Origin of the sequence: Chryseobacterium sp. (assembly GCF_008831505.1) — a bacterium.
GTDB lineage: Bacteria > Bacteroidota > Bacteroidia > Flavobacteriales > Weeksellaceae > Marnyiella.
Window position 1 is genome coordinate 1,804,271 of the sequence record NZ_CP044507.1, and the last position, 24,347, is coordinate 1,828,617.

14 protein-coding genes are annotated in these 24,347 nt (G+C 44.8%); 4 read left to right on the forward strand and 10 right to left on the reverse strand.

All coding sequences use genetic code 11. The features are described from left to right. The first annotated feature begins 256 nt into the window (after positions 1-256). Both acs and F7R58_RS08405 read left to right on the forward strand, forming a co-directional pair. Complete coding sequence (gene acs, locus F7R58_RS08400; protein WP_158064483.1) at positions 257-2,164, forward strand: acetate--CoA ligase; 1,908 nt, start codon at positions 257-259, stop codon at positions 2,162-2,164. A 234-nt stretch (positions 2,165-2,398) separates the two neighbouring features. Continuing rightward, positions 2,399-3,580, forward strand: a complete 1,182-nt coding sequence (locus F7R58_RS08405) for a DUF4349 domain-containing protein (RefSeq protein ID WP_158064484.1) — start codon at positions 2,399-2,401, stop codon at positions 3,578-3,580. An 89-nt stretch (positions 3,581-3,669) separates the two neighbouring features. Here the strand turns inward: F7R58_RS08405 and F7R58_RS08410 are convergent, their stop codons facing one another. The 4 genes from F7R58_RS08410 to F7R58_RS08425 form a co-directional block, all read right to left on the reverse strand. Continuing rightward, positions 3,670-4,047 carry a hypothetical protein gene (locus F7R58_RS08410; RefSeq protein WP_158064485.1) on the reverse strand — a complete coding sequence of 126 codons (378 nt, stop codon included), beginning with the start codon at positions 4,045-4,047 and terminating at the stop codon, positions 3,670-3,672. An 83-nt stretch (positions 4,048-4,130) separates the two neighbouring features. Then, complete coding sequence (locus F7R58_RS08415) at positions 4,131-4,367, reverse strand: hypothetical protein (RefSeq protein ID WP_158064486.1); 237 nt, start codon at positions 4,365-4,367, stop codon at positions 4,131-4,133. Positions 4,368-4,413: 46 nt separating this feature from the next. Continuing rightward, positions 4,414-4,815: a hypothetical protein gene (locus tag F7R58_RS08420; RefSeq protein ID WP_187695223.1), complete on the reverse strand. Its 402-nt coding sequence runs from the start codon at positions 4,813-4,815 to the stop codon at positions 4,414-4,416. A gap of 43 nt (positions 4,816-4,858) precedes the next feature. Next, positions 4,859-6,001 carry an acyl-CoA dehydrogenase gene (locus tag F7R58_RS08425; RefSeq protein WP_158064487.1) on the reverse strand — a complete coding sequence of 381 codons (1,143 nt, stop codon included), beginning with the start codon at positions 5,999-6,001 and terminating at the stop codon, positions 4,859-4,861. A gap of 130 nt (positions 6,002-6,131) precedes the next feature. On the opposite strand from F7R58_RS08425, the gene F7R58_RS08430 reads away from it, so the two are divergent. Next, complete coding sequence (locus F7R58_RS08430) at positions 6,132-7,916, forward strand: AMP-dependent synthetase/ligase (RefSeq protein ID WP_158064488.1); 1,785 nt, start codon at positions 6,132-6,134, stop codon at positions 7,914-7,916. A 346-nt stretch (positions 7,917-8,262) separates the two neighbouring features. Here the strand turns inward: F7R58_RS08430 and F7R58_RS08435 are convergent, their stop codons facing one another. After that, entirely contained in the window at positions 8,263-9,042 is a 780-nt protein-coding gene (locus F7R58_RS08435) for a zinc ribbon domain-containing protein (RefSeq protein ID WP_158064489.1), read from the reverse strand. Positions 9,043-9,045: 3 nt separating this feature from the next. Then, positions 9,046-10,143: a Nif3-like dinuclear metal center hexameric protein gene (locus F7R58_RS08440; RefSeq protein ID WP_158064490.1), complete on the reverse strand. Its 1,098-nt coding sequence runs from the start codon at positions 10,141-10,143 to the stop codon at positions 9,046-9,048. A 48-nt stretch (positions 10,144-10,191) separates the two neighbouring features. Here F7R58_RS08440 and F7R58_RS08445 point away from each other — a divergent pair, with 48 nt between their 5' ends. Further along, positions 10,192-11,064, forward strand: coding sequence for an ion transporter (locus F7R58_RS08445; RefSeq protein WP_158064491.1), 873 nt, complete (start codon positions 10,192-10,194; stop codon positions 11,062-11,064). A 666-nt stretch (positions 11,065-11,730) separates the two neighbouring features. On the opposite strand, the gene F7R58_RS08450 is transcribed toward F7R58_RS08445, so the two are convergent. The 4 genes from F7R58_RS08450 to F7R58_RS08465 all read right to left on the reverse strand — a co-directional run bounded on the left by F7R58_RS08450 (position 11,731) and on the right by F7R58_RS08465 (position 24,210). Beyond that, entirely contained in the window at positions 11,731-14,445 is a 2,715-nt protein-coding gene (locus F7R58_RS08450) for a GEVED domain-containing protein (RefSeq protein ID WP_158064492.1), read from the reverse strand. A gap of 363 nt (positions 14,446-14,808) precedes the next feature. Then, on the reverse strand, positions 14,809-17,469 hold the full coding sequence (locus F7R58_RS08455; protein WP_158064493.1) for a T9SS type A sorting domain-containing protein: 2,661 nt from the start codon (positions 17,467-17,469) through the stop codon (positions 14,809-14,811). Positions 17,470-17,661: 192 nt separating this feature from the next. Next, complete coding sequence (locus F7R58_RS08460; protein ID WP_158064494.1) at positions 17,662-21,132, reverse strand: fibronectin type III domain-containing protein; 3,471 nt, start codon at positions 21,130-21,132, stop codon at positions 17,662-17,664. Between the two features lie 201 nt (positions 21,133-21,333). Continuing rightward, positions 21,334-24,210 (reverse strand): fibronectin type III domain-containing protein, encoded by a 2,877-nt coding sequence (locus F7R58_RS08465; RefSeq protein WP_158064495.1) that lies wholly within the window; start codon positions 24,208-24,210, stop codon positions 21,334-21,336. Positions 24,211-24,347 lie beyond the last annotated feature (137 nt).

Genomic DNA, 24,347 nt, shown 5'->3' on the forward strand with positions numbered 1-24,347 from the left:
TCGGCGGTTCAAACAGAATTTTCTGTGCCTGTATTAAATCCTTAAAAATGTAACCTGACTGTAATAAAGTTGAGAAGAAAACCGGCTCACTTTGATATTTATACTAAATTTAGGCTCCTGAATTTTCTAAGCATGCCACACCGTTACCAGCCCTGATTGCAGCGGAAATCCCGCAGTCCCGTCTGAAGGACGGGACGAGGAATTGCAGCGGAAAGCAGGAAAAAGCTCCTAAAAATTAATCAATATAAAGGCGAACATGAAAAATTATTTTATAGATGACCTACCGGACTACTTTAAACAGTATAAAAAATCAATTAAAAACCCAAAGAAATTCTGGGACAAAATAGCGGATGAGAACTTTGTGTGGTACCAGCGCTGGAATAAGGTGGTGGAATATGACATGAATGAAGCCAAAATAAAATGGTTTAAAAATGCCAAACTCAACATCACCAAAAACTGCATAGACCGGCACCTGAACAGCCGCGGCGACAAGACCGCCATTATTTGGGAGCCCAACGACCCCGCCGAGGCCGCACAGCATATCTCTTATGCCGAACTGAGGGAAAGGGTGTGCAAAATGGCCAATGTGCTGCGCGACCAGGGAATAGAAAAGGGCGACCGGGTATGTATCTATCTGCCTATGATTCCCGAACTGGCAGTTACGATGCTGGCCTGCGCCAGACTTGGAGCCGTGCATTCGGTGATTTTTGCAGGTTTTTCAGCGTCGGCGGTATCTTCGCGGGTGAATGACTGTGAAGCCAAAATGATTATCTGCTCAGACGGAAGCTACCGCGGCAGTAAAGCCATTGACCTGAAAGGTATCATAGATGAAGCCGCTGAAAGCTGCCCAACGGTTGAAAAAGTCCTTGTTGTAAAACGCACCGGCGGAGAAGTTAATATGAAGGAAGGCCGCGACCTTTGGCTGGAACCCCTCTATGAAAAGGCGCCGTCAGATTTTATTTCGGTAATTATGGATGCTGAAGACCCGCTGTTCATCCTATATACTTCTGGCTCAACCGGCAAACCGAAAGGCATGCTGCACACCACGGCGGGTTACATGGTTTATACGGCATATACCTTTAAAAATGTATTCAATTACCGGGAAAATGATGTGTACTGGTGTACTGCGGACATTGGCTGGATTACAGGACATTCCTACATCCTTTACGGTCCACTTGCAAACGGTGCTACGACGGTAATTTTTGAAGGCGTACCAACGTATCCGGAACCGGACCGTTTCTGGGAAGTAATTGAAAAACACAAAGTTACCCAGTTTTATACGGCTCCAACTGCGATACGTTCTTTGGCCAAGGAATCCTACGAATGGGTGGAGAAGCACGACCTTTCCAGCCTGCGCATTATCGGGTCCGTGGGCGAACCCATCAACGACGAAGCCTGGCACTGGTACAACGACCATGTGGGCAAGAAGAAGTGCCCTATTGTAGATACCTGGTGGCAAACAGAGACCGGTGGTATTATGATTTCGCCGATACCATTTGTAACGCCTACCAAACCCACTTACGCCACGCTTCCACTTCCGGGAATTCAGCCCGTCCTGATGGATGACAAACGCAATGAAATTACCGGAAATCAGGTGGACGGTAACCTTTGTATCCGTTTTCCGTGGCCGGGAATTGCCAGAACGATTTGGGGTGACCATCAGCGGTACAAAGAAACCTATTTTACCGCTTTTCCGGGGAAATACTTCACCGGAGACGGCGCCCTGCGGGATGAGGTAGGCTACTACAGGATTACGGGACGTGTAGACGATGTCATTATCGTGTCCGGACACAACCTTGGCACAGCACCCATTGAAGACAGCATTAACCAGCATCCGGCGGTGGCCGAATCGGCGATTGTGGGTTATCCGCACGATATTAAAGGCAGCGCGCTTTACGGCTATGTCATATTAAAAGATGTGGGCGAGAGCCGTGACCGCGACAACCTGAGAAAGGAAATCAATCAGGTTATCAGTGATACCGTAGGACCGATTGCGAAGCTGGACAAGATCCAGTTTGTAAGCGCTTTACCAAAAACACGTTCGGGCAAAATTATGCGGAGGATTTTAAGGAAAATTGCGGAGGGTGACTTTGCGAATTTTGGAGACACTTCTACCCTTCTGAACCCCGAGATTGTGGAGGAGATTAAGGAGGAGAGGATTTAGTGAATGGTGGTTGGTGGTTGGTGATTGATGGATGGTTTTGGTAATTTATCAATATGCTGATTTGTAGAAAGCAACTGACGTTGTTGTATTTGATATTTTAATACGTTTCAGTCTAAAAGACGCAGAACCTGAAAGTAAGCAAGATGGTCTAAGTTAAACTGTGTAAATATGATATTTACTTAGTACTTAACTTAGGAATACATTTTGATTGACCGCATCCGTTATCTGTTATAAATGAAAAACTTACTATATGCACTCGCTTTGGGAACAGCGGTGATTTCCTGCTCCAAATCGGAGATGCAGCAAACCAGTGATACAATAAAAAGTGCCGACAGCCTCTTTACGCGTGCCAATGACGGCGTGCGAACGCTGGATTCCATTTCGAAAATCGTGAGAGATACGGCAAAATTTAACAAAATTGTCGTTCCGGAAATAGAAAAAACCAAGGAAAGTGTGGGCAAAGTGATTCAGGAGAATGCGAAAAGCCTGGACTCGCTGAACGCCGTGCTTAAAAATGCCAGAAGGGATATCCAGAAGGGTTCGGAAGTTCTTAAGACTGTGGATTCTGCCGGCAGAGTTCTGAAAGAGACCTCAAGCCCTATTGATGTTCTTTCCACCATTTCCAAAACCATTGACAAGGTCTCAAAATCGGCAAGACAAAGTACACAACCTGAAAAGAATGAGGATAAGGCTGAGGGAAAATCTGTCATTCCGGACGATAATACGGCAGAGCCGCCGGTGGCTGCACCAGCACCCGTTATTTCAAATCCCGTAACCAAAAACGGTGTGATGGAGGTTACAGTGTACGACCTCAGCAATTCACGCGACGACCTGGCGCTGGCGTTAAGGAGGTTTGATGGCAATATTGTTTCGGAAAAATATGAAGATATCAACGGTGACCGGAAGCAGGTGATCCGCATTCAGATTCCGACTCAATATTTTGACGAAGCCGCCACCCACTTACCTGAAAGGCTGGGTACACTAACCACCCGAAGCGTAGAAAGCACCGGCACAGATTACGACCCGAACCGTATATCCAGCCTGGAGTTTATTCTTAGAGAAAAAAAGCAGGAGGGCATGAGTGATATCCTGACGGAAACCGGACCGGAGAGTTCCGCGGAGAAAAGTGAGGAAAGCGCGTCGGGTGCATTTATGAAAGGATTTGATGTATTAGGCAAAGTCCTGCTAGCACTGTTGCCTTTTTGGCCCGTGGCCGTAATCGGAGCCATAATCTGGTATTTTATGCGTGGCCGAAACCGGAATAAAAAATTCGAGGAAACCGCTTCACCTTACGTGGAAGAAGTCCCGCAGGAGGAATTTATTGAAACTCATCCGGAAAAGAAGGTTGAAGAAGTTAATCCACCGGCGGAAGATCAAAACGGTAAAGATCCTTATGAGAAGTACCGCCCCAAATAATATTTGTCAATATAATTAAAGTATACAACTCACTAACAAAAATCCCCTGAGCTATTGCTCAGGGGATTTCTGCAAAAAAAGAAGAAAAATTAATTTCCATAATGTGATTTTACTGCTTCCAGAAGCTGCTGCTCACCCATTTGCTGTGACGTCTGAAGTGTAATATCCAGGTCTTTAAATTCGGGTGTGGCCAGAAGATGGCTTTTAAGTTCTTCCTGAATTGTTCCGGGTCCTGTAATCAAAACTTTTTCTGTGTTTACAAGCAATTCCGCTATTTCCTTGAAATACTTGCGCTTATTGGTTTGCTCAGCGTTATTGCCGGTATGCTCATTTGAGTTTCCGTGCTGAATTTCATGCTTCACGGGATTGCAGAGAAAAAATTCAGACGCGGATTGCGCATCATGATTTTTGGCTACAATTGCTTTTTCGGTATCGATCCACAGACCGGCTAATCTTTGATTGTTCATCTTTTAATTGTTTATTTAAGAGGGATGAACAACAATAATGCAAAGCTTCTGTTAAGGTCTGTTAAAGTTAACCAATCTTATAATCAGATTGTGCCAATTGATTTTAAGTAATAAACGGATAATGTAGCTACGAAAAGGACACAGAAAATAATCAAAGTAACCTTTTGCTTACGGTACCAGGCCAGGGTGATCAGCCCGCCGATTCCAAGAACCAGTAAGCCAACTTTAAGCACCGGTTCATCCAGGAATACAGACACAGTAATGGCAATCAAAGACAGAAGCCGTATTACGCCTTCACGTTTTAAAAAGTATTCTTTCATCGTTATCATTTAAAAAAATCCCTCCGATATCTCGGAGGGACTGCTGTTATTTCATGTTGACAATCCTGTCCACCACGTATCTGGTATTACCACGCCATGGAATGGCTCCGTTGTACTCCTTATAATGAAGGTCGAAATGTTTTCCGCTGTTTTCCTCGAGTTGTTTAAAAACTTTGGGATCATCTACAGAAAATTCAAACTCATAACTGGTAAGCGCTCCGGTCCGGCCTTTACCAAAACCTTCCTGTATAATCTTACCCTCATAAGTTTTGAAGACATAACCTTTCTTCACCACATAGTTCAGGTAACCGGATTTCACTCCTTCTCCAAATACAAAATAGTATTTATACCAGATGAATACACCTCCGAAAAGGAACAGTACAAGCAGTACCCAGAAAAGGATCTTTCCGTAGCTGCCTTTTTTTTCTTCAAACTGATACTCGGCCATTTTTGTGGTTATAAATTTATTTTCAGGACTGACTTTTAATCAGTTATTTCTTTGCAATGCTTCTGGAGATCACGATACGCTGGATTTCAGAAGTTCCTTCGTAAATCTGAGTAATCTTGGCATCACGCATCATACGCTCTACATGATATTCTTTCACGTAACCGTATCCACCATGGATCTGCACGGCTTCAATGGTGGTATCCATTGCCACCTGAGAGGCATACAGCTTGGCCATTGCACCGCTTTCGCCGATATCCATTCCCTGGTCTTTTTCCGAGGCGGCTTTCAGGCACAGCATTCTGGCGGCAGTGATCTGCGTAGCCATATCAGCAAGTTTAAAGGCAATAGCCTGGTGGTTAATGATCTCTGTACCGAAGGCTTTTCTCTCCTTAGCATATTTCAGTGCCAGTTCATACGCACCGGAAGCAATTCCCAGAGCCTGGGAGGCAATACCGATACGGCCGCCGTTCAGTACACCCATTGCAAAGTTGAATCCAAATCCATCCTCACCGATTCTGTTTTCCTTTGGAACTTTAACATCGGTAAAAAGAAGGGAGTGCGTATCACTGCCGCGAATTCCGAGTTTATCTTCCTTAGGACCTATTTCGAAACCTTCCCAACCTTTTTCTACGATAAAGGCGTTAATTCCCTTATGCTTTTTCTCAGGATCGGTTTGTGCGATAACGATATAATAAGTGGCATTACCACCGTTTGTAATCCAGTTCTTGGTTCCGTTCAGGACATAATGATCACCCATATCTACCGCGGTAGTTTTCTGGGAAGTGGCATCCGACCCGGCTTCGGGCTCTGAAAGGGCAAAGGCACCGATCACTTCGCCACTGGCAAGCGGTTGCAGATACTTCATTTTCTGCTCCTCGTTGCAGTATTTTTCCAGACCGGCACATACCAGAGAGTTATTTACGGACATTACTACAGCTGCAGAAGCATCCACTTTTGCAATCTCCTCCATGGCCAAAACGTAGGAAATACTGTCCATCCCTGCTCCGCCGTATTTTGGGTCCACCATCATGCCAAGAAAACCGAGTTCCCCCATTTTCTTAACCTGTTCGTGCGGAAATTTCTGAGCATTATCCCTTTCGATAACACCAGGCAGCAGTTCAGCCTGTGCAAAATCTCTGGCTGCCTGCTGTATCATTAAATGCTCTTCTGATAAATTAAAGTTCATAATACATTTTTGTTTGCGTGCAAATTTACGGTTTTTTGCTGCAAAACGGAAATTTGTTTCGTGTTGTTAATTTCACGGAAAATAGCTACATTTACCCATAGGATTGAATTTTTAACAAAAAAAACACCGTATGTCTATAAGAAGATTATTTGATATTGCGCACCATGCCCTGAAGAATTTCCCGAAGGAGAATATGTTTGTCACTAAATATGATGGTGAATGGAAAAAGACCTCCTCTCAGGAATATATCAACCTGGGCAACCGCATTTCGCGCGGGTTACTTAAGCTCGGTATTAAACCCGGCGACAAGATTGCGCTTATCACCACAGCCTCACGTACGGAATGGGCCGTTATGGACCTCGGGATCTCTCAAATCGGCGCCATCAGCGTGCCTGTTTATCCTACTATTTCGGCGGAGGACTATGTATACATTTTTAACGATGCGGAAGTAAAATACTGCTTTGTATCAGACCGCGACCTGCTGACTAAGGTGAAGACAGCCAAGCCCGGTGTCCCGTCACTGCAGGGTATCTTCACCTTCGACAGTATTGAAGGTGCGGCTAACTGGCAGGAAGTGCTGGACCTGGGCAGCGACGAAGCAAACCAAAGTGAGGTAACTGACCTGTCCGCAACAATAAATCCCGAAGACCTGGCCACGATAATTTACACCTCCGGTACGACCGGAAAACCAAAAGGTGTAATGCTTACTCACCTGAATATTGTGTCCAATGTGCTGGCCTCCGACAAAAGGATTCCGCGCGACAGAAAACTGGATTACCATGATGCACGCGTGCTGAGTTTCCTGCCCATCTGCCATATTTTCGAAAGGATGCTTTTCTACCTTTTCCAGTACAATGGTTTCAGCATCTACTTCGCGGAGAGCATTGAAAAGATGGGCGACAATATCAAAGAGGTGAAACCTCATTATATGAGTGTGGTACCGCGACTTATTGAGAAGGTCTATGACAGGATTTATGACAAAGGAACCAGTGCAGGCGGACTTAAATCAAAAATATTCCTTTGGGCTCTGGGCGTTAACAAAAATAAGAAAGGCATCGGAAAACCCTCCGGTCTTAAGGAAATCATTGCGGACAAACTTGTATTTTCCAAATGGAGAGAAGGTTTGGGCGGTAACATCATTACACTGGTTTCGGGTTCGGCGGCACTTTCGGAAAGGCTCAACAAAATGTTCCAGAATGCCGGAATCCCTATTCTGGAAGGATACGGACTGACAGAAACTTCGCCTGTAATTTCGGTGAATTCATTTGAAAGAATGAAAATCGGAACCGTAGGATATGTGCTGGACAATCTGGAAGTAAAGATTCAGGAAGATGGTGAAATTACCGTAAAGGGACCTTCCGTTTTCAAAGGTTATTTTAAGAACGAAGAGATGACCCGTGAAGCTTTTACGGAAGACGGCTTTTTCCGTACCGGCGACATCGGACATATAGACAGTGAAGGTTTCCTGAAAATCACGGACCGTAAAAAGGAAATGTTCAAGACATCCGGCGGTAAGTATATCGCACCGCAGGTTATTGAAAACCAGGCCAAGGCTTCTAAATTCATAGAACAGATTATGGTGGTGGGCGATGGCGAAAAAATGCCCTGCGCTTTTGTTCAGCCGGATTTTAATTTTGCCAGACACTGGGCCGAGCGTCATAAGCTGGATATTGGCTCCACCCCGGAAGAGATTGCACAAAGCCGCGAACTTAAAGAACGGATCGGTAAGGAAATAGACTACCTGAACACCAAGTTGGGAAGCTGGGAGCAGATTAAGCGCTTTGAGCTTACTCCTGAAGTCTGGTCCATAGATGACGGCCTGCTTACACCCACTTTAAAACTTAAACGAAAAGCCATCAGGGAACGTTTCTTAACCTTGTACAACAGGATGTACGGACATGAGGGCGATAAATAACTGAACGGGAATAAAATGGAAAATCCGGCTCCACATTCATGGGGCCGGATTTTTTTACCTCTGATCCTATATGAACATCTCCTTGCGCAATGCAGAATATCTATATCTCATTAGATTTCGCATCGCCTCGATAACTCAACTGCTTGGTAGAACAATAAGAGCACAGATCCTTATAATACGAATGTTTACAGTCGCAGAGCCCCGGCGAAGCTTTTCGCTAAAATATGAAGGCGAAACGGGAAATGATGACATTGCTAATGCAGGCAAATCACCCTCCTAAAAAGCTATCGAACAAAAAAATCCGACTCAGTACTGAATCGGATTTTATATATTTCGTAAAGTAACCTTAAAACTTGATGATCTCCTTCATCTTTTCGTTTTCTTCATTTACCATTTCGTCGTCAATCAGGATTTTCCCGGAATGCTCGTCTATGATAATTTTCTTACGCTGTGCAATCTCCATCTGCTTCTGTGGCGGAACGGTGAAGAACGATCCCTTCGGAGCACCTCTTTCCAGACCTACTACCGCAAGACCAGTGGTCGAATTGGAACGGATCCTGTTATATGAAGCCAGCAGACGCTCATCAATCTTCTTGGAAAACTCGGCAGATTTTTCAACCAGGAAATCCTCCTCTTTCTGGGTTTCGGCTACTAGGTTCTCAAGCTCTTCCTTCTTGAATTTCAGGTGGTTCTTCAACTGCTCAATTTTAGCATTCAGCTCATCCAGAGTTTCATTTTTGTGGGAGATCTTGGCCTCAAACTCATTTATTCTTTTTTCCGCCAGCTGGATTTCCAATTCCTGAAATTCGATTTCCTTATCCAGAGATTCAAATTCCTTATTGTTGCGTACGTTGTCCTGCTGCGATTTGTATTTTTCTATCAGGGAATTGGCATGGTTAATCACTTCCCTCTTGGTATTGATCTCGTCGTTCTGCTCCTTAATCTCAGCCTGAAATTTCTCTGCTCTTTTTTCCAAGCCTTCAATCTCAATTTCCAGATCCTCCACTTCAATTGGAAGCTCGCCTCTGGTATTGCGAATATCGTCTAATCTGGAATCAATAATCTGCAGGTCATACAGCGCCCTTAATTTTTCTTCAACAGAAATTTCTACGTTTTTCTTAGCCATATATTATAAAAAGTAATTAACAGGATTGGTATTCCCGGTTGATTTTGAGACTGCAAATTTAGGAAATTTTTCCGACAAAATCTCAAATAATTGTTGAGTTACAAACTGTTCCGATTCATAATGGCCGATATCACAGATCATCATTTTATCCTCGGCCTTAAAGAAATCGTGGTACTTCACATCGCCGGTTAGGTAAGCGTCACACCCCGCGGCTATCGCAGCATCAATTCCTGAAGCACCACTGCCACCCAGCACTCCTACCCTTCTGATGGCTTGTGGAAGCTGAGCGCTGTGACGGATTACTTCCAGGCTGAATTTTTCTTTCACCAGTTTCAGGAAATCGGCCGGAGCCAAAGGTTCAGGAAGATCGCCGTAGCGCCCCAGTCCGGAATAGGGATTCTCATTATCCAGCCGGATAATATTATAGGCCACCTCTTCATAAGGATGCGCCTCTTTCATCGCCCTCAGGATCCGGTTCTGTTTATAAGCTTCAAAAACGACTGCAACTTTTTCCTCGTCTGCCTTACTGCGCTCGCCCTGCTTCCCTGAGTAAGGGTCCGAACCTGCTAAAGGCCGGAAGGTACCTGTACCGCCATGACTGAAACTGCACTGGTCATAGAAACCGATACCGCCGGCACCCGCTGAAAAAAGGGCCTCGCGAAGAGCCTCTGCATCGTCTGCCGGAACCATGACTTCCAGCGTTTTGAGGTTTTCTCTTTTGGGCATCAGTATCTTTTGATCCGAAAGTCCGAGTCGTTCGCAAATCCCGAAGTTCACCCCGTAATAATCATTGTCAAATGCAGTATGAATGGCATAGATGGCAATTTTACTTTCGACAGCCTTCAGAACTGCCCGCTCAACATAGTTTTTGCCGGTCAGAGATTTCAGTCCTGAAAAAATAATGGGGTGAAAGGTCACAATCAGGTTGGCAGAGCAGGCAACAGCTTCATCCACCACCTTTTCCAGCGCGTCATGACATACCAGAATGCCGGTAATTTCACGTTCCGGGTTACCGCAGAGCAGTCCCACATTATCAAAGTCTTCTGCCTGCTTCATTGAAAATGTATTTTCAATTTCAAAAACCACCTCCTTTAAGTTCATTTCATTAAGTTTGTAACGAAAATAAGGAATAATTGCAAACAGAACCCTATGGAGCCGCATCACGCCATTGAAAAGGAGCACGATTTCATCCCGGAAAGAAAAAAGTGGAAGCGGCAGCTGTTCAGGATCATCTATCGCGCAGATACGCCTTTGGGTAAGATGTTTGACATTTGCCTGCTGATCCTGATTTTCCTGAGCACCTTCATCGTTATGTTGGAGAGTGTGCCTTCCTTTGACCTTCAGTTTCATACGCTCTTCATTGTTCTGGAGTGGACCATCTCGCTTTTTTTCACCGCAGAGTACATTTTAAGGATCATTACCATCCGCAACAAACGTAAATACATCTTCAGTTTCTTCGGAATCATAGACCTGCTGGCCATTCTGCCTTTTTTCCTGAGTCTTTTACTGCCCGTAACCAAGTTTTTCCTGATTATCCGAATGCTGCGCATCCTGCGTATTTTCAGGATTCTTAACCTGCTCGATTTTATGAATGACGGCTATCTGATTGTACGTGCTTTAAAGAACAGCTCCCGTAAAATCTACATCTTCCTGCTCTTCCTGATGATATTTTCCGTAATTGTGGGTTCCATGATGTATATGGTGGAAGGTCATAAAGAAGGTTTTGAAAGTATTCCGCAGAGCATTTACTGGGCGGTAGTAACGGTGACCACTGTAGGTTACGGCGATGTTTCGCCCACTACCCCACTTGGAAAACTGTTTTCCATACTTCTTATGTTGGCCGGTTATTCCATCATTGCTGTACCTACGGGAATTGTAACTGCTGAAATGCGCAACAAGAGGCAGAATTTTGAAAAAGTGTGCAGCAGATGCATGAACGATGATATAGATGATGATGCCAACTACTGCAAGCGCTGCGGCGAAAAGACCACCATTCCTGAAAGGTATCTGGGCAATCAATAAAACCAAATACTGCCCTGCGCACTTTAGGACTATTTACCAATTATGCTTTTTAGCGTTCGTTCGCCCATTGAAATACACTATTAAAAGCAGATCCGTTTGTACCTGTATGAAACAGGAAACAGCCCCGTTAACGAGGCTGCTGTTTGTATATTTCATCTGAATTTTACTTCTTAATCACTTTTCGGGAATACTGGGTACCATCCTGTAGGGTAAGTACCGCCACATAATTTCCGTTAATCAGTCATCTGACATTAACTTCGGTCATTTTTCTCCCACCTTCAAACAGTATCACTCCAACCGTCATTGATTAGGATTCCACCATAATAACATCAGCTTTTGTGCTGATAGTGGCAAGATCTGCCTTTGGATCCGGACTGATTTGATTGCGTACATGCGCATTAGCAACATCGTTTACACCCATACTGCAGTTTGGATTAGCATCAAGTGTGGCGATCACTTCCCGCAGTGCTGATTCACATTTGGAGAATAACTGCCGGTTATAGAAATATAATAAAGGTCATTTCGAGTGGTGTTAGCAGATGCTGCGGTTAGGACACCTGTATTTATTGCTAAATGCCTGCAATACACAAAGGGAAAGCAAAAATAACTATCGGCTCATCCATTAAAAAAAAGCGGCCAGAATTGGCCGCTTACATTTATGAATTTCTACTTTTTAATTGCTTTCACTGACTTTGAAGAACCGTCTTTAAAGTCAAGCTTCAAAATATACAGTCCCGATTTCAGCTCAGACAAATTAACTTGTCTTCCCGGATTACTGATTGATTTTACCAATCTTCCGGACATATCAATAACAGAAACAGATTTCAGGTCCTTGGCATCGGCAATGTTAACAACATCGGTAAATGGGTTTGGATAAACCCTCACTTCACTGCTCTGAGCTGCGATTTCTGAAGTTGAAAGTGCACCGGTCGTTACCGCAAAATTATCAACATGGAAATCATAGTCTTCAGCATCATCCACTGTACCGTCGGTACCAAAAATAGCGAACTTCACCTGCGCGGTAGCCTGTGCTGCCGGAACGGTATAAGTAAAGGTATTGGAGGTGTTGCTGATATTGTCCATATAAGTAAACTCTTCAATAATGGACCAAGTAGCACCGTTATCAGTAGATATTAGGACATTCACCACATCATCGGAACCCATCGCAATCGGATCTGAACCGTAATATTCTGTAACGCCATAATTGAAGGTCATCGTATGCGTACCTGCACCAGACAAATCAAAAGTTGGGCTGATAAGCCATCCGGCACGGTCAAAATAATAAAGGTTTAATGCTGCACCACCTGTGCCTCCGTTACCCAACAGGAAGGCTTCAGATCTCCAGTTATAGCTTACAGTTGCACCAGGTGCAGGTCCCGAAGCCGGGGAACCACCGGCCGCAATTAACCAGCAGTTACCGGGTACTGTATTAAAGTTATTGGTATAGTTAGGCTGGATAGCAGCGCAAGCTGTAGTGAAAGTTCTCACTGTACAGGACTGCGAAAGTACAGTACCGTTAGTTGCATTCACCGTATAATAATATGTGGTGCTGTTTGCAAGTGCTGTAGGTAGTGTATAGGAAGTTACATTGCCAACATTAACGGCATTCAGGACATCGGTCCCGCCGGAAGTGGTTCCCATGGTGATAATATAGGAGGTTGCACCCGGCATTGCATTCCACGTGATTGTTGGCGTGATAGAGACTCCGCTGAGGGCGTTGGCCGGTGCAGTGACCACAGGACAGAAAGACACGGTGGTAAATGAAGGTCCCGCCGCCCAAAGACTCTGAGCACTGGACGAACATTTTGATCTCACCCAAACATAATACGTGGTTGACGGCAATAAACCGGTTAACTGGTATGCAGGTGTCGTAAGACCAGTGGCTGTTGGCACTGTAGCTGCTGTAGGAGCAGTGTTGGTTGCACTGTAATAAAAGTCATACCCGTTTGCCGGCACCGGAGTGGTTGCATTCCATACGAAATCAGCGGTGAAACTGGTAACGTTAGATACAGCTACACCCGTAGGTTGTACACAGGTTGGCGTTTCCATCACACGTACCTCGTCCAGGAGAAGGTCATCATAAAAATAACCGTTTCCTGCAGCATCTTTATCGACGGTGAATCTAATACGGATGGTAGCTCCCGAATATGCCGTTCCAAGTGGAATTCCCTCTAGTCTCCAGTTACTTGAATTGGTATCAGCTGTAAAAATCTGGTTCCAGGTGGTTCCGTCGCTGGTTACGTGTACCGTAAGCTTGTTATTATCATAAGGTGGCAGTGTTCCTGTAGCTGACGTAAGGTGATTCTTATACCATTCAAACTGTATATAAGGATTGGTAAGTCCTGTCAAATTGATTTGAGGAGAGATGAGCTGAACCTGATGTTCTCCCAGGTACGGTGAACTTGCATCAACCCAGGCAAATGTACCTCCTGTCCTACCGTTATTCACCGGGCTTGCACCATACTCAGGGTTCCCCGCAAACTTCCAGAAAGCATTGGTACTGGTGGAAGTGGTAGTCGGATTGATATTTGTCCAGCAGTTAGGCAATGTACCCGAACTGAATGCTTCGTAAAACGGAGCTGCAAATGCGACACATGACGTTACTGCAGAACCTGCCGCCACCCATATACTCTTATCTGCTGCTGAACAGTTGGAGCGGATCCACACATAATAGGTTGTGGCTGGGGAAAGAGACGGAATCAGGCCGGGTGATGACGGCACATTTAATATTGGTGAGGTAGTCGCTGTAGGAGCAACATTCGTTGTATTGTAATAAATGTCATATCCCAGAGCCGGAGCAGTTGGAGGAGCCGTGAACGATACCTGCAGTGAAGATGAAGATACAGTTGTTGTGCTTGCCGCTGTTGGAATTGTACAGCTAGGCGGGGATGTTACAGCCAGTGTATAGTCATGAGCTTCACCATAACCATCTGTGTTACATGGTATCGGTGCAGTATTCCAACGGTCGGCTAAGCGCATTCTGTAAGTACCCACCGGGGTTCCCGCAGGAACTGTAATTGTGGAAGCCGTCTGTAATCCGGACCCACTTGATCCTGAACCTATCAGTTCAGAAGCAGGATCAAAGGTCCCGTCATTGTTAAAATCTGCCCAGATACTTACATACTGACCGCTGTAACCATGATCCACCGTAAAATTGTAAGGTAGTGAGGCCTGCAGAGTGACGGTCTGGGTAGCACTGAAATCTCCATAAGCGGCATTGGAACAACCCGTGTTAAGATGACTGAATCCAGCGGAGGGGATGGAGAAACTGCTAATTTGATCTCCGTCCGCACATCCACTTGCAAATTCGGGCACACAGTAGGTTTGCGCCGATGCTCCGAGCCCGAGGGACAAAAAGCATGATAGTAGTACTTTCTTCATAATTTATGATTTATAAGGTTATGGCTAATTTATAAAATTTTAATATATTATAGATAAAAAAAAGCACATTAAATCAAAAGGTAATTAAACAGTCAGCATAATTGTTGCGAAATAGATTTACACAGGACAAAATCAAGTTATTTGAAGATAGACACCGTTCATCTAATCTTCAAAAAAAATCAGGAGGTAAATTAGAACTGCTGACAACGTTCTCGCAGCATTCTCACATCACCATCATTAACCCCTATTATAATATAAGGCTTTCAGTGCAGTCATGTTAATGTGATTGCCTGAAGGATAGAGGTATAAAAAAACTGTCCCACCGGTTGGTGAGACAGCCTTTTCTATTGATTAGATAACTGCTTACTTTTTAATCGCTTTCACAGTTTTGGAAGTTCCATTTTTATAATCCAGTTTCAGGATATAAAGTCCGGCTTTCAGTTCACTCAGATTGATCTGTCTTCCAGGATTGGCTATTGTTTTCACCATTCTTCCGGACATATCAACTACAGTTAATGATTTCAGATCCTTCGCATCCGATATATTAACGATATCAGTAAACGGATTCGGATACACAGAAGCTTTATCTGTTTCAGCTACCACATTTGAAGTACCCAACGTACCTGAGGTAGAAATTGTATAAGTACCAAACTGTGTTGCGGAGTATCCGGTTAGCAGGACATAATAAGTAGTTCCCGCTGTAGCATTAAACGTCACAGTCGGAGCATTGTTAATACCAGGACAACCAGCGTCAGCATACCCCACACCTGATGTATTAGCCACACAGGTTAAAGTGCTGCAATCACCGGTATAAACTCTCATATAAGCATCAAACTGTGTCCCGCATGCACTGATGGTAATAGGACCGGATACCTGTGAAGTAACCGTATACCAAACACCGTTATAACTAGCTGTTGATCCAGTACTTCCGCAAGTAGAGGTAGGCAGCGTGTCGGCCGTTGCCAGCGCATTAGTACCTGTCACACTTCCGTTTGGAGCAATCGCAATAGCGGTGCTGCAGGAATCATTTGCCGGCACTTCAGGCGTCGTTACACAAATAGTAAAATTAGAAGTGGTAGCTGCTGTACTTGTTGAAGAAAAAACTCTGACATAATAGGTTTGTCCTACGGTCAATGTAGTAAGCAGGACATTGGAATTTCCGTAATTCCCGGCAAAGCAGGCTACGGCTGTCAAGCTTCCGCATGAACCGGAATAAACCTGCGTAGTGGTAGCGTTATCGGAGTAAATTACATTTACCAAATGTGTTGTGGATGTAGCAGTGAATGAATACCAAACATCATCATTTATACCCGTAGCTGAACATGTAGGTGTTGTACCTGTACTTGCACTGGCACTGGCGGTACTACCAGACACCGGATTTGCACACACACCTGTTGAACTCGGTGTAAGTACAACCGCTGCGGAGCAGTCATCATTGGCCGGCACCGGTGGCTGTGTCCCTACACAGATATCAAACGAGGCCCTTGTGGTTGCAGATGTAGAATTGGTCCACACCCGAACATAATAGGTAGTACCAGCTGTCAGTCCTGTAGCATTTAACGTATTTGGATCACTGCAGACTACCTGTACAAGGGAACCACAGGCACCACTATAAATAGCCATTGCCATATCGGTGCTGCCTGAAACGTTGGATAATGTAATTCTGTGCGCCGTACCGGTGGCTGTAAATTTAAACCAAACATCATCATTGGTCCCTGTAGCAACACATGACGGTGCAGTTTCAGTAGAAGCAGTTGCGTTGACTGTTGTACCCGAAGCAAACGATCCACATAAATAATCGGGATTTACCGTAAGGGTAACTGCACCAGCACAGTCATCGTTTGCCGGTGGAGGTGGCGGACTGGTTACACAGATATCAAAAGAGGCTGCTGCTGTTTGTGTGCCTGAATATGTATATACCCTGATATAATAGGTATTTCCAACAGTGAGGCCCGTCACAGTACCCGTGTTAGGATCAGAACAGAGTAAACTGGTTGTTGAACCGCAGGCTCCGCTCAGTACCTGAAAATACATATCAGTTGTGGAAGGATTACCCACCGAGACAACGTTTGAAAGGGTAACAATGTGGGTAGTGCCCGTAGCTACAAACGAATACCAAACATCATCATTTGGTGTACCGCCGCAAGCGCCTGCCGGCATTGATTCCGTGGCTCCCAGTGTAGTACCGCTTACGGGCGTTGCACATGTTGCACCGGTATTAGCGGTAAGCATAACCGCATTCGCACAATCATCATTGGCAGGTGCCGCAGGTGCTGCAGGACTTGTAAATGACCAGATTACAGCATCGCAACCCAACGCATCGGCACCTCCATTAGTAGGCACAATATACCAGTAGTACTGCGTATTATATTGAGTAAGACTGGCTGTATAGGTTGTGGCCGGTGCGGTAACTGTTGAAACCAAAGTTGTGGGCGGATTGGTGGTCCCCAGGTATACCTTGTATCCGGTTGGCGGTACACCTGAGGCAGGAGCGGTCCAGCTTAACGTAGGGGTTAGCGTTGTGACAGTACTTCCATTGGCCGGCCCCGTAAGCGTTCCGCAGTTTGGCGGCGGTGGCCCCTGAGTGATATCAAGTGTGAAACTACCGCAGTCTGGAGTGGGCCAGGTATCAACGATGATATAGTACGTACCGTTTGTTGGAATGTTAATTACACCGGAACCGGAACTTGCAGAACTTGTGGTCACATTTCCTACGCTGTTAGCTGGTGTAGGTGCACATGCCGAGTGAACAGAAGCAATTTTCCATGTTGCGGAACCCCCCAAAGCCAAATTCAAAGTTGTAGGAGCATTCGTGATATTAATGGAATATACAAAATCCTCGCCTGCACCATAGTTAGCGTTGGCGTAGCTTCCCGCAGGAAAATCGTTCACTTTTCCACATGTGGTTTGAGCACCACTTGAAAAAGGAATTGCGGTAATCGGAATTGCCGTAGCACAGTCGTTCTGTGCTTTAGCGAATGTGCCCACTATTGACAGAAGACACATCAGTAAAATTTTCTTCATAATAAATTGTTTTTAAAATTAGCGTAAATGTACATCATTTTTACCAACATAAAACATTTTAATGCAATTTGTGTATTTCATTACGTAAAACAATGTATTAAAACCTTTTTATTAAAAAGTAAACAATTGTTCAAATTACAGTGCACAAAAAAGGCAGCCGTAAAGCTGCCCTCCAAAAAATTATTTAAGTTACTACTTTTTAACAGCTTTCACTGTTTTTGCAGTTCCGTCTTTATAATCCAGTTTCAGGATATACAGACCGGATTTCAGCTCAGACAGGTTAATCTGCCTGCCCGGGTTGGCGATGGTCTTCACCAGTCTTCCGGACATATCGATAACTGATACTGATTTCAGGTCTTTCACGTCAGAAATATTCACCAGATCCGTAAACGGATTAGGATAAACTTTTATATCATCAGCCTGGCTAATCACTTCAGTTGTGGCAAGATTTGGGTTCTGTATAACAGCTACCTCATCCAGCAGAAGGTCATCATAGAAATATCCATTTCCGGCAACATCTTTATCCACAGTAAAACGGACCTGAATTGTACTACCTACAAAAGATGATGGAATTGCGATTCCAACTGTCCGCCATACACTGGAGTTCGTGTCATCAGCAAATACTTCCGTCCAGGTTGTTCCATCGGAAGAAATATGTACAAGAAGCTTGTTATTATCATACGCCGGTACAGTAGTGCCTGTAGCAGATGTAAGATGGTTCTTATACCATTCAAACTGAAGATATGGTGCCGTTAGTCCAGCAAGGTTAATTTGAGGAGTTATAAGCTGTACTGTATGCTCACCTGTATAAGGTGTACTGGCATCTACCCATGCGAATGTTCCTGCAGGTTTCACACTGTTTACGATGGAAGCACCATATTCAGGAGCTCCCGAAAATTTCCAGAACGCGCTGGTACTCGTTGAGGTCGTTGTAGGGTTTACATTGGACCAACAGTTAGGAACGGCACCGGAACTGAAAGATTCAGTAAAAGGTGCAGTAAACGGTGCACACAAGGTTGTGAATGAGATTCCACCCGACCATACACTAAAATCCGAACCAGAACATTTGGACCTTATCCAAATGTAATATACAGTACTTGGAGCCAGACCGCTAACCGTTGCGCTAGTTGTAGTACTAGCTACCGAATTGGATGCATCCAGAATGGTAGCTGCTGTTGGAGCGGTATTCACAGTGCTGTAATAGACTTCGTAACCGTTTGCTGGCGGAGTTACAGAAGCAGTCCACGAAACCTGTGCGGTATTAGAAGTTTCATTAGATACCGTGAAGTTGCTTGGCGCAATGCATCCTGTTGGAGCGACTACGACAAGAGTAAAATCTACATAACTACCATTTGCAGGTGTACCACAGGCACCGATTGTAGATGCTGTAGCGGCGGCCACACGTACTCTGTAAGTACCTAAGGGAGTTGTAGAGGGAATAGTTAAAGCACCGACAGCTGTAGCAACTGAACCAGTTCCCAACACTTTTTCTCCGGCATCTTCAAAATCCAGGTCATTATTCCAGTCTACCCAAATATAATAATAGGTACTTGATGTTGTAGAGGCATCAATCGAATAATTGATAGTTCCGGAAGGATATGTAGAGAAGGTATTTGCAGACTGATCTACATACGGGGTGTATGATGATGCAGAGTAATTTAGGTTGGTCATCCCACCTGTTGTAGTTATTGTTTCTACATAACGTGTTGTGGTGGTACCTGTTGCAGGAATACAGTATCCGGTATAACCACTCACCACCGTATTAGTCCAAGTACTTACATCGGATCCCGCACAATTGGACCTCACCCAGAAATAATAGGTTGTATTGGCATTCAGTGCTGGCACTGTGGCAGATAGCCCACTCACTGTTAATGAGTTGTTAACATCAAGTACAGTTGAAGCTGTAGGTGCCACATTGCTGGTGCTGTAATAAACTGTATAATTTTGCGGGCTGGTAACAACTGGAGCGACCCAAGCCAGCGAGACAGAATTTGCTGTGAAGCCGGTAACAGCCAGATTATCAGGCCTGTCACATGCAGGAGTCACCTCCACAAAGATGTCGTCAATACGAATTGAGGTACCAGAGCCGGTCTGCCCGGGATGCCTGAAAGCCAGATACTGGTTGGTACCGGCTGGAATATATACCGCATATTCATCCCAAGCACTACTTGTTGGTCCCAAATTGATAGGAGAACCAATCGCCGTAAATGTGCTTGGATCATTTGGATCCGAAAGTGTTCCCACTTCCATAAAATAATTGGCACCACCTGCACTGGCCATAAAGCGAACCCTGTTAAGGCCGTTCATAAGATTGGAAGTAGGCGGCGAAACCAACATACCACCTCCTGTGGTGTTTGTAGAGTAGATGTAATAGCTGTTTGGAGCACTGAAGTTTGCAGTGGAGTAAACGTAGCCATATCCTGGCCATCCGGCAGGTTCCAGGTATTTCCAGCAGTTTGGTGCATTGTTATTGGTAGTTGTACCTACCGGTGTAGAATCAAAATTTTCAGAATATGGAACTGTAAAGGAATTACACAACGTACTGAAACTACCTGCAGAAACCCATGCAGTAGTGTCGGAACTGCTGCATCTGGATCTAATCCAAACAAAATACTGAGTGGCAGTAGCAAGACCCGTAATTGCAGCTGACGGTGCTCCAGCAGGTACAATTACAGAATTTGATGCGTCAAGAACTGTTGATGATGTAGGTGCCGTATTTGTTGTGCTGTAATAAACCTCATAACCCGCTGCCGGAGCAACACCAGGTGCGGTCCAGCTTAAGCCTGTGGAGTTCACAGTAGTTGCATTGTATGTAAACGGTGCCAGCGGCAGGAAGCATGTAGGAGGTAACCAGTTGTAGGTTAAACCGTCTGACGGCATTCCGGGAGGATCGTTAAGTGTATTAAAAGCCTGTGTACTGCTGTTTGCTGTTCCATCCGTAGAATTTACAAATTTTATGCTTGTAGAATTTGTACGGTTAATATAGTCCGCGTTGGAAGCGCCCCTCAAGCCAATCTGTAAGGTTCCGCTGATTGATGATGTTCCGCCAACGATGTACCCACCGTTTGAATACACAAAACTGATCTCATTACTAGATTCTTTAAGCCTTACCTGAAATGACAATGTGTACACACTGGTAGTAGAAGTACTTTGTGTAGGACGGAAGTTCTTCCATTGAAAAACCATTTCCCTGTTTGGTGCAGTACCCACAGTTTGCCAACGCATTTCACCTGTTTGTCCTGCAATATCAAAGACAGAACTAATATTTCGGCTAAAAGGAGAAGCGGCACCGTCGTATGCTATGGTACCTGAAACAGGAGTCGCGGTTGAGGCATCCGGCGGCGTGGCGCCAAAGGTTATAAAGCCATTTGCAGACATATTAATGTTTGTAACCGGACTTCCGTTATACATGAATGTGAAAGACGGAACCACGGCAAAGACTCCCGTGTCCAAACTTGTGGCAGCAGTATTGCCTGTAGCAGTAGCCAGCACAGTGCCACCTGTAATTTCGGTGTATGTACTTGTAGTTTGCGAAAACGTGTACGTGCTTACCTGTGCCGTGAGCCCGTTTCCGAGAATTGCACACAAAAGCAAGAAAGCCCAGGTGTGTAAAGCCAGTAGCCGCTTAGGAACCCTGACTTTCATCGTGTAATTTTTTTTCATTAATTATAATTTAATATTCGGGCACTAAGTTATACATTCTATTATTATTTTATGATAATAATTGTTATAATGTTATGAGATAGCAGAACACAGTACCGAAACGATAATCATCTTTAAATGAGATGTAGTACGTAAAGAATTATTTGACATACAAAAAGCGACCTCCACCGGAGGCCGCTTAAAATCAAGTGTTATAAGAGGTTACTTTTTAATTGCTTTCATTGACTTGGAAGTCGCGTCTTTGTAATCCAATTTAAGAATATACATTCCTGATCTCAACTCTCTCAGATTAATCTGCGCACCCGGATTATCAATTGTCCTCAACACTCTTCCGGACATATCCAGTACTGTAACAGATTTTACACTTCGGAAATCTGAAAAATTAACTACATCCGTAAATGGATTAGGATATATCAGCGGTTCTTTGGTGTTTCCTGCCTCTGAGGTTCCCATTGTACAGTTAGGGTCTACAGTAACGGTTACCACCGATCTGGCACTTTCGCAACCAGTGGAATAATTCCAGTTGTAGATATAATACCAATAGTTAGGACCGGAGGTGAAGTTGTTTCCGGTAACATTGATAGCCGGCGATGTAAAAGGATAATTAGCACCTGAGGTATTTCGCTGAAGATTGATGCCGACACCCTGCCCGATTCTGTAGCCGGTGCCCACAGGTAGCAGGTAGTTAAGAGTTACAGTTTGTGGTGTCACCCCATCATTCACCGCAACTGTATACGGAACTGAAACCAATGTTGTACCACTGCTGTCCCTGATCTCTATAGAAGAGGCGGTACCGATGGCTACAGTAGACGCCGGATAAACATCGACAGAATTTAAAGTTACAGGTGTAAGTACATCAAAAATCTGGTAATAGGTACCAATTGCATAATTAGAGGCACTAATGGTCCCAAGTGATGATGGACTTGCCGGACCCACATTCCCTGTAGTTCCTGATCCTGAAGATACATAGAAATCAGTGGTTACATTCAGTGGTCCTGTAGTAAATGTAGCTCCCGTAGCTAAAGGAGTTGTATCTGTAGCATTTGCATACCAGTTAATCTGTGCACCGGCATCTGCTGTCGCAGTAATCGTAGCAGTTCCGCCTACACATACAGGCACCGGATTTACTGTTGTTGCAGATATAACCGGTGGCTGACAAAGAGTAACCATTGTTACCGCGGTGGGTGTCCAGACACTTTTGTCCGAAGCCGAGCACACCGACCTTACCCATACATAATATACTGTTGATGGATTAAGTCCGGAAAGGGTTGCGGTTGTGCCAACCACAGAGAGTGAGTTGGTACCGTCCAGTACGGTACCGGCTACAGGAGGCGTCGGATCTGTGCTGTAATAGATTTCATATCCGGTAGCCGGTGTGGAGGGAGCCACCCAACTAACAGTTCCTCCGGAACCGGTTACACTTCCTGCAGTTACAGAAAGGGCAGTTGGTTCAAAGCAGGTGGGAGCATTCTCAACCGTAATATTATCCATATAGATGCCACGGTAAGTACCGCCCAGGCCATGTCTGAATACCAAATACTGATGCGTGCCGGCAGGAATCATCACCGTATATTCCTGATGCGAATTCGTTAACGGAATTGTAGTCAAAAGTGAAAGGCTGCCCAGATTGGTAGGGCTGTCCAGGGTCCCAACTTCAAGGATAGAGGTGCTGCCGCTTCCTCTGGCTGAAAATTTCACCCACTTTGTTCCGTCAGACAGGTTTAATGTCTGAGGTGAAATCAACAGAATATTACCGGTAGTGTCCGAGCTGTTATACATATAAAAGCTGTGCGGCGCGGAAACTGAGTTGCTCGTTGAGACATATCCATAAGCCGCAGATCCTGATTCTTCGTAATACGTCCAGCACACAGGAGCGGTATTATTGGTACTGCTGCCTGACGGTGCCGTGTCGAAATCCTGCGTATAAGGCGCATTTACAGGTACACATTCCGTAGCTAAAGTAATTCCGGCTGACCAGTTTCCGAAATCCGATGAAGAACATTTACCCCGTATCCAGATATAATACTGAGTTCCGGAGCTTAGCCCGGAAAGCGTAGCTGAAAGGGCCGAACTTGACACAGATAAAGAGTTTGTTCCGTCCAGTACTGTTGAGGAATCCGGTGCAATGCCGGTAGTGTTGTAATAAATATCGTAACCTAAAGCAGGAACCTGAGCAGGCGCCGTCCAGTTTACCACTGCTGTACCCAAGGTTACAGATCCGGGTGTAAATGAAACCGGCGAAAAGCAAGTGGGCGGTGTCCATGTGTACGTAAGACCATCCGCAGGCATTCCCGGTGGGACATTTACGGTACTGAAAGACTGATCCAGACCGTTTGAGGTACCTGCTTCAGAATTGATGAATAAAGTTCCGGTTGGATTATAACGGTTATTAAAATCGGAGTTTGTAGCACCCCGCAGACCAATCTGATTGACGGATGATGAATATGAGGTGGAACCTATTAAATATGATCCGCTGGTATACACAGTGGAAATAATATTCGTAGTCTCCTGTAGCCTTATCTGGAAAGAGAACGCATACACACTGGTCGTTGATGTGGTATTGGTCGGTCTGAAATCTGTCCATTGAATCACCACCTCCCTGTTTGGAGCAGTGCCTACTGTTTCCCAACGAATGTTTCCGGTGCGTCCTGCAATATCATAGAAAGAGGTTAAATCACGTGCAAAGGCCGCAATGGCGCCCTCGTAAGCGATAGATGATGAGATAGGTGCAGATAAAGTTGCACTTGGTGCAGTGGCGCCAAAGGTCACAAAGCCGTTCGAGGAGACATTTAACTCCGTGTAGCTTTGCTGGTTAAAATTAAAAGCGAAAGGAAGAGTTACAGAATAAACCTGACTGTTAAGATTGGTTGCTGATGTATTTCCTGTTGCTGTCCCTAATACTGTTCCTCCCGTAATCGGGGTAAACGTTCCTATATTCTGGGAGAATACATAGGCACTTACCTGTGCCTTTAATTCCGTCCCGATTGCTGCCGAAAGCAGTAACACACTCAAACCAGCCAGCATACTGCGTATGCTAACCCTCAAAAGACTTGTTTTTTCCCTGTAATTTTTACTCATAAGATATAATTATTTGGTAGACAATAAATATAGTATTTTCAAATTAAAGCGATCGAAGAAGGGACAACAAGGCATCAGCAGGGCCTTTAACTGGTGATTCAGCAAAATTTCTGGAGGTGCATTTTATGCATAAAATA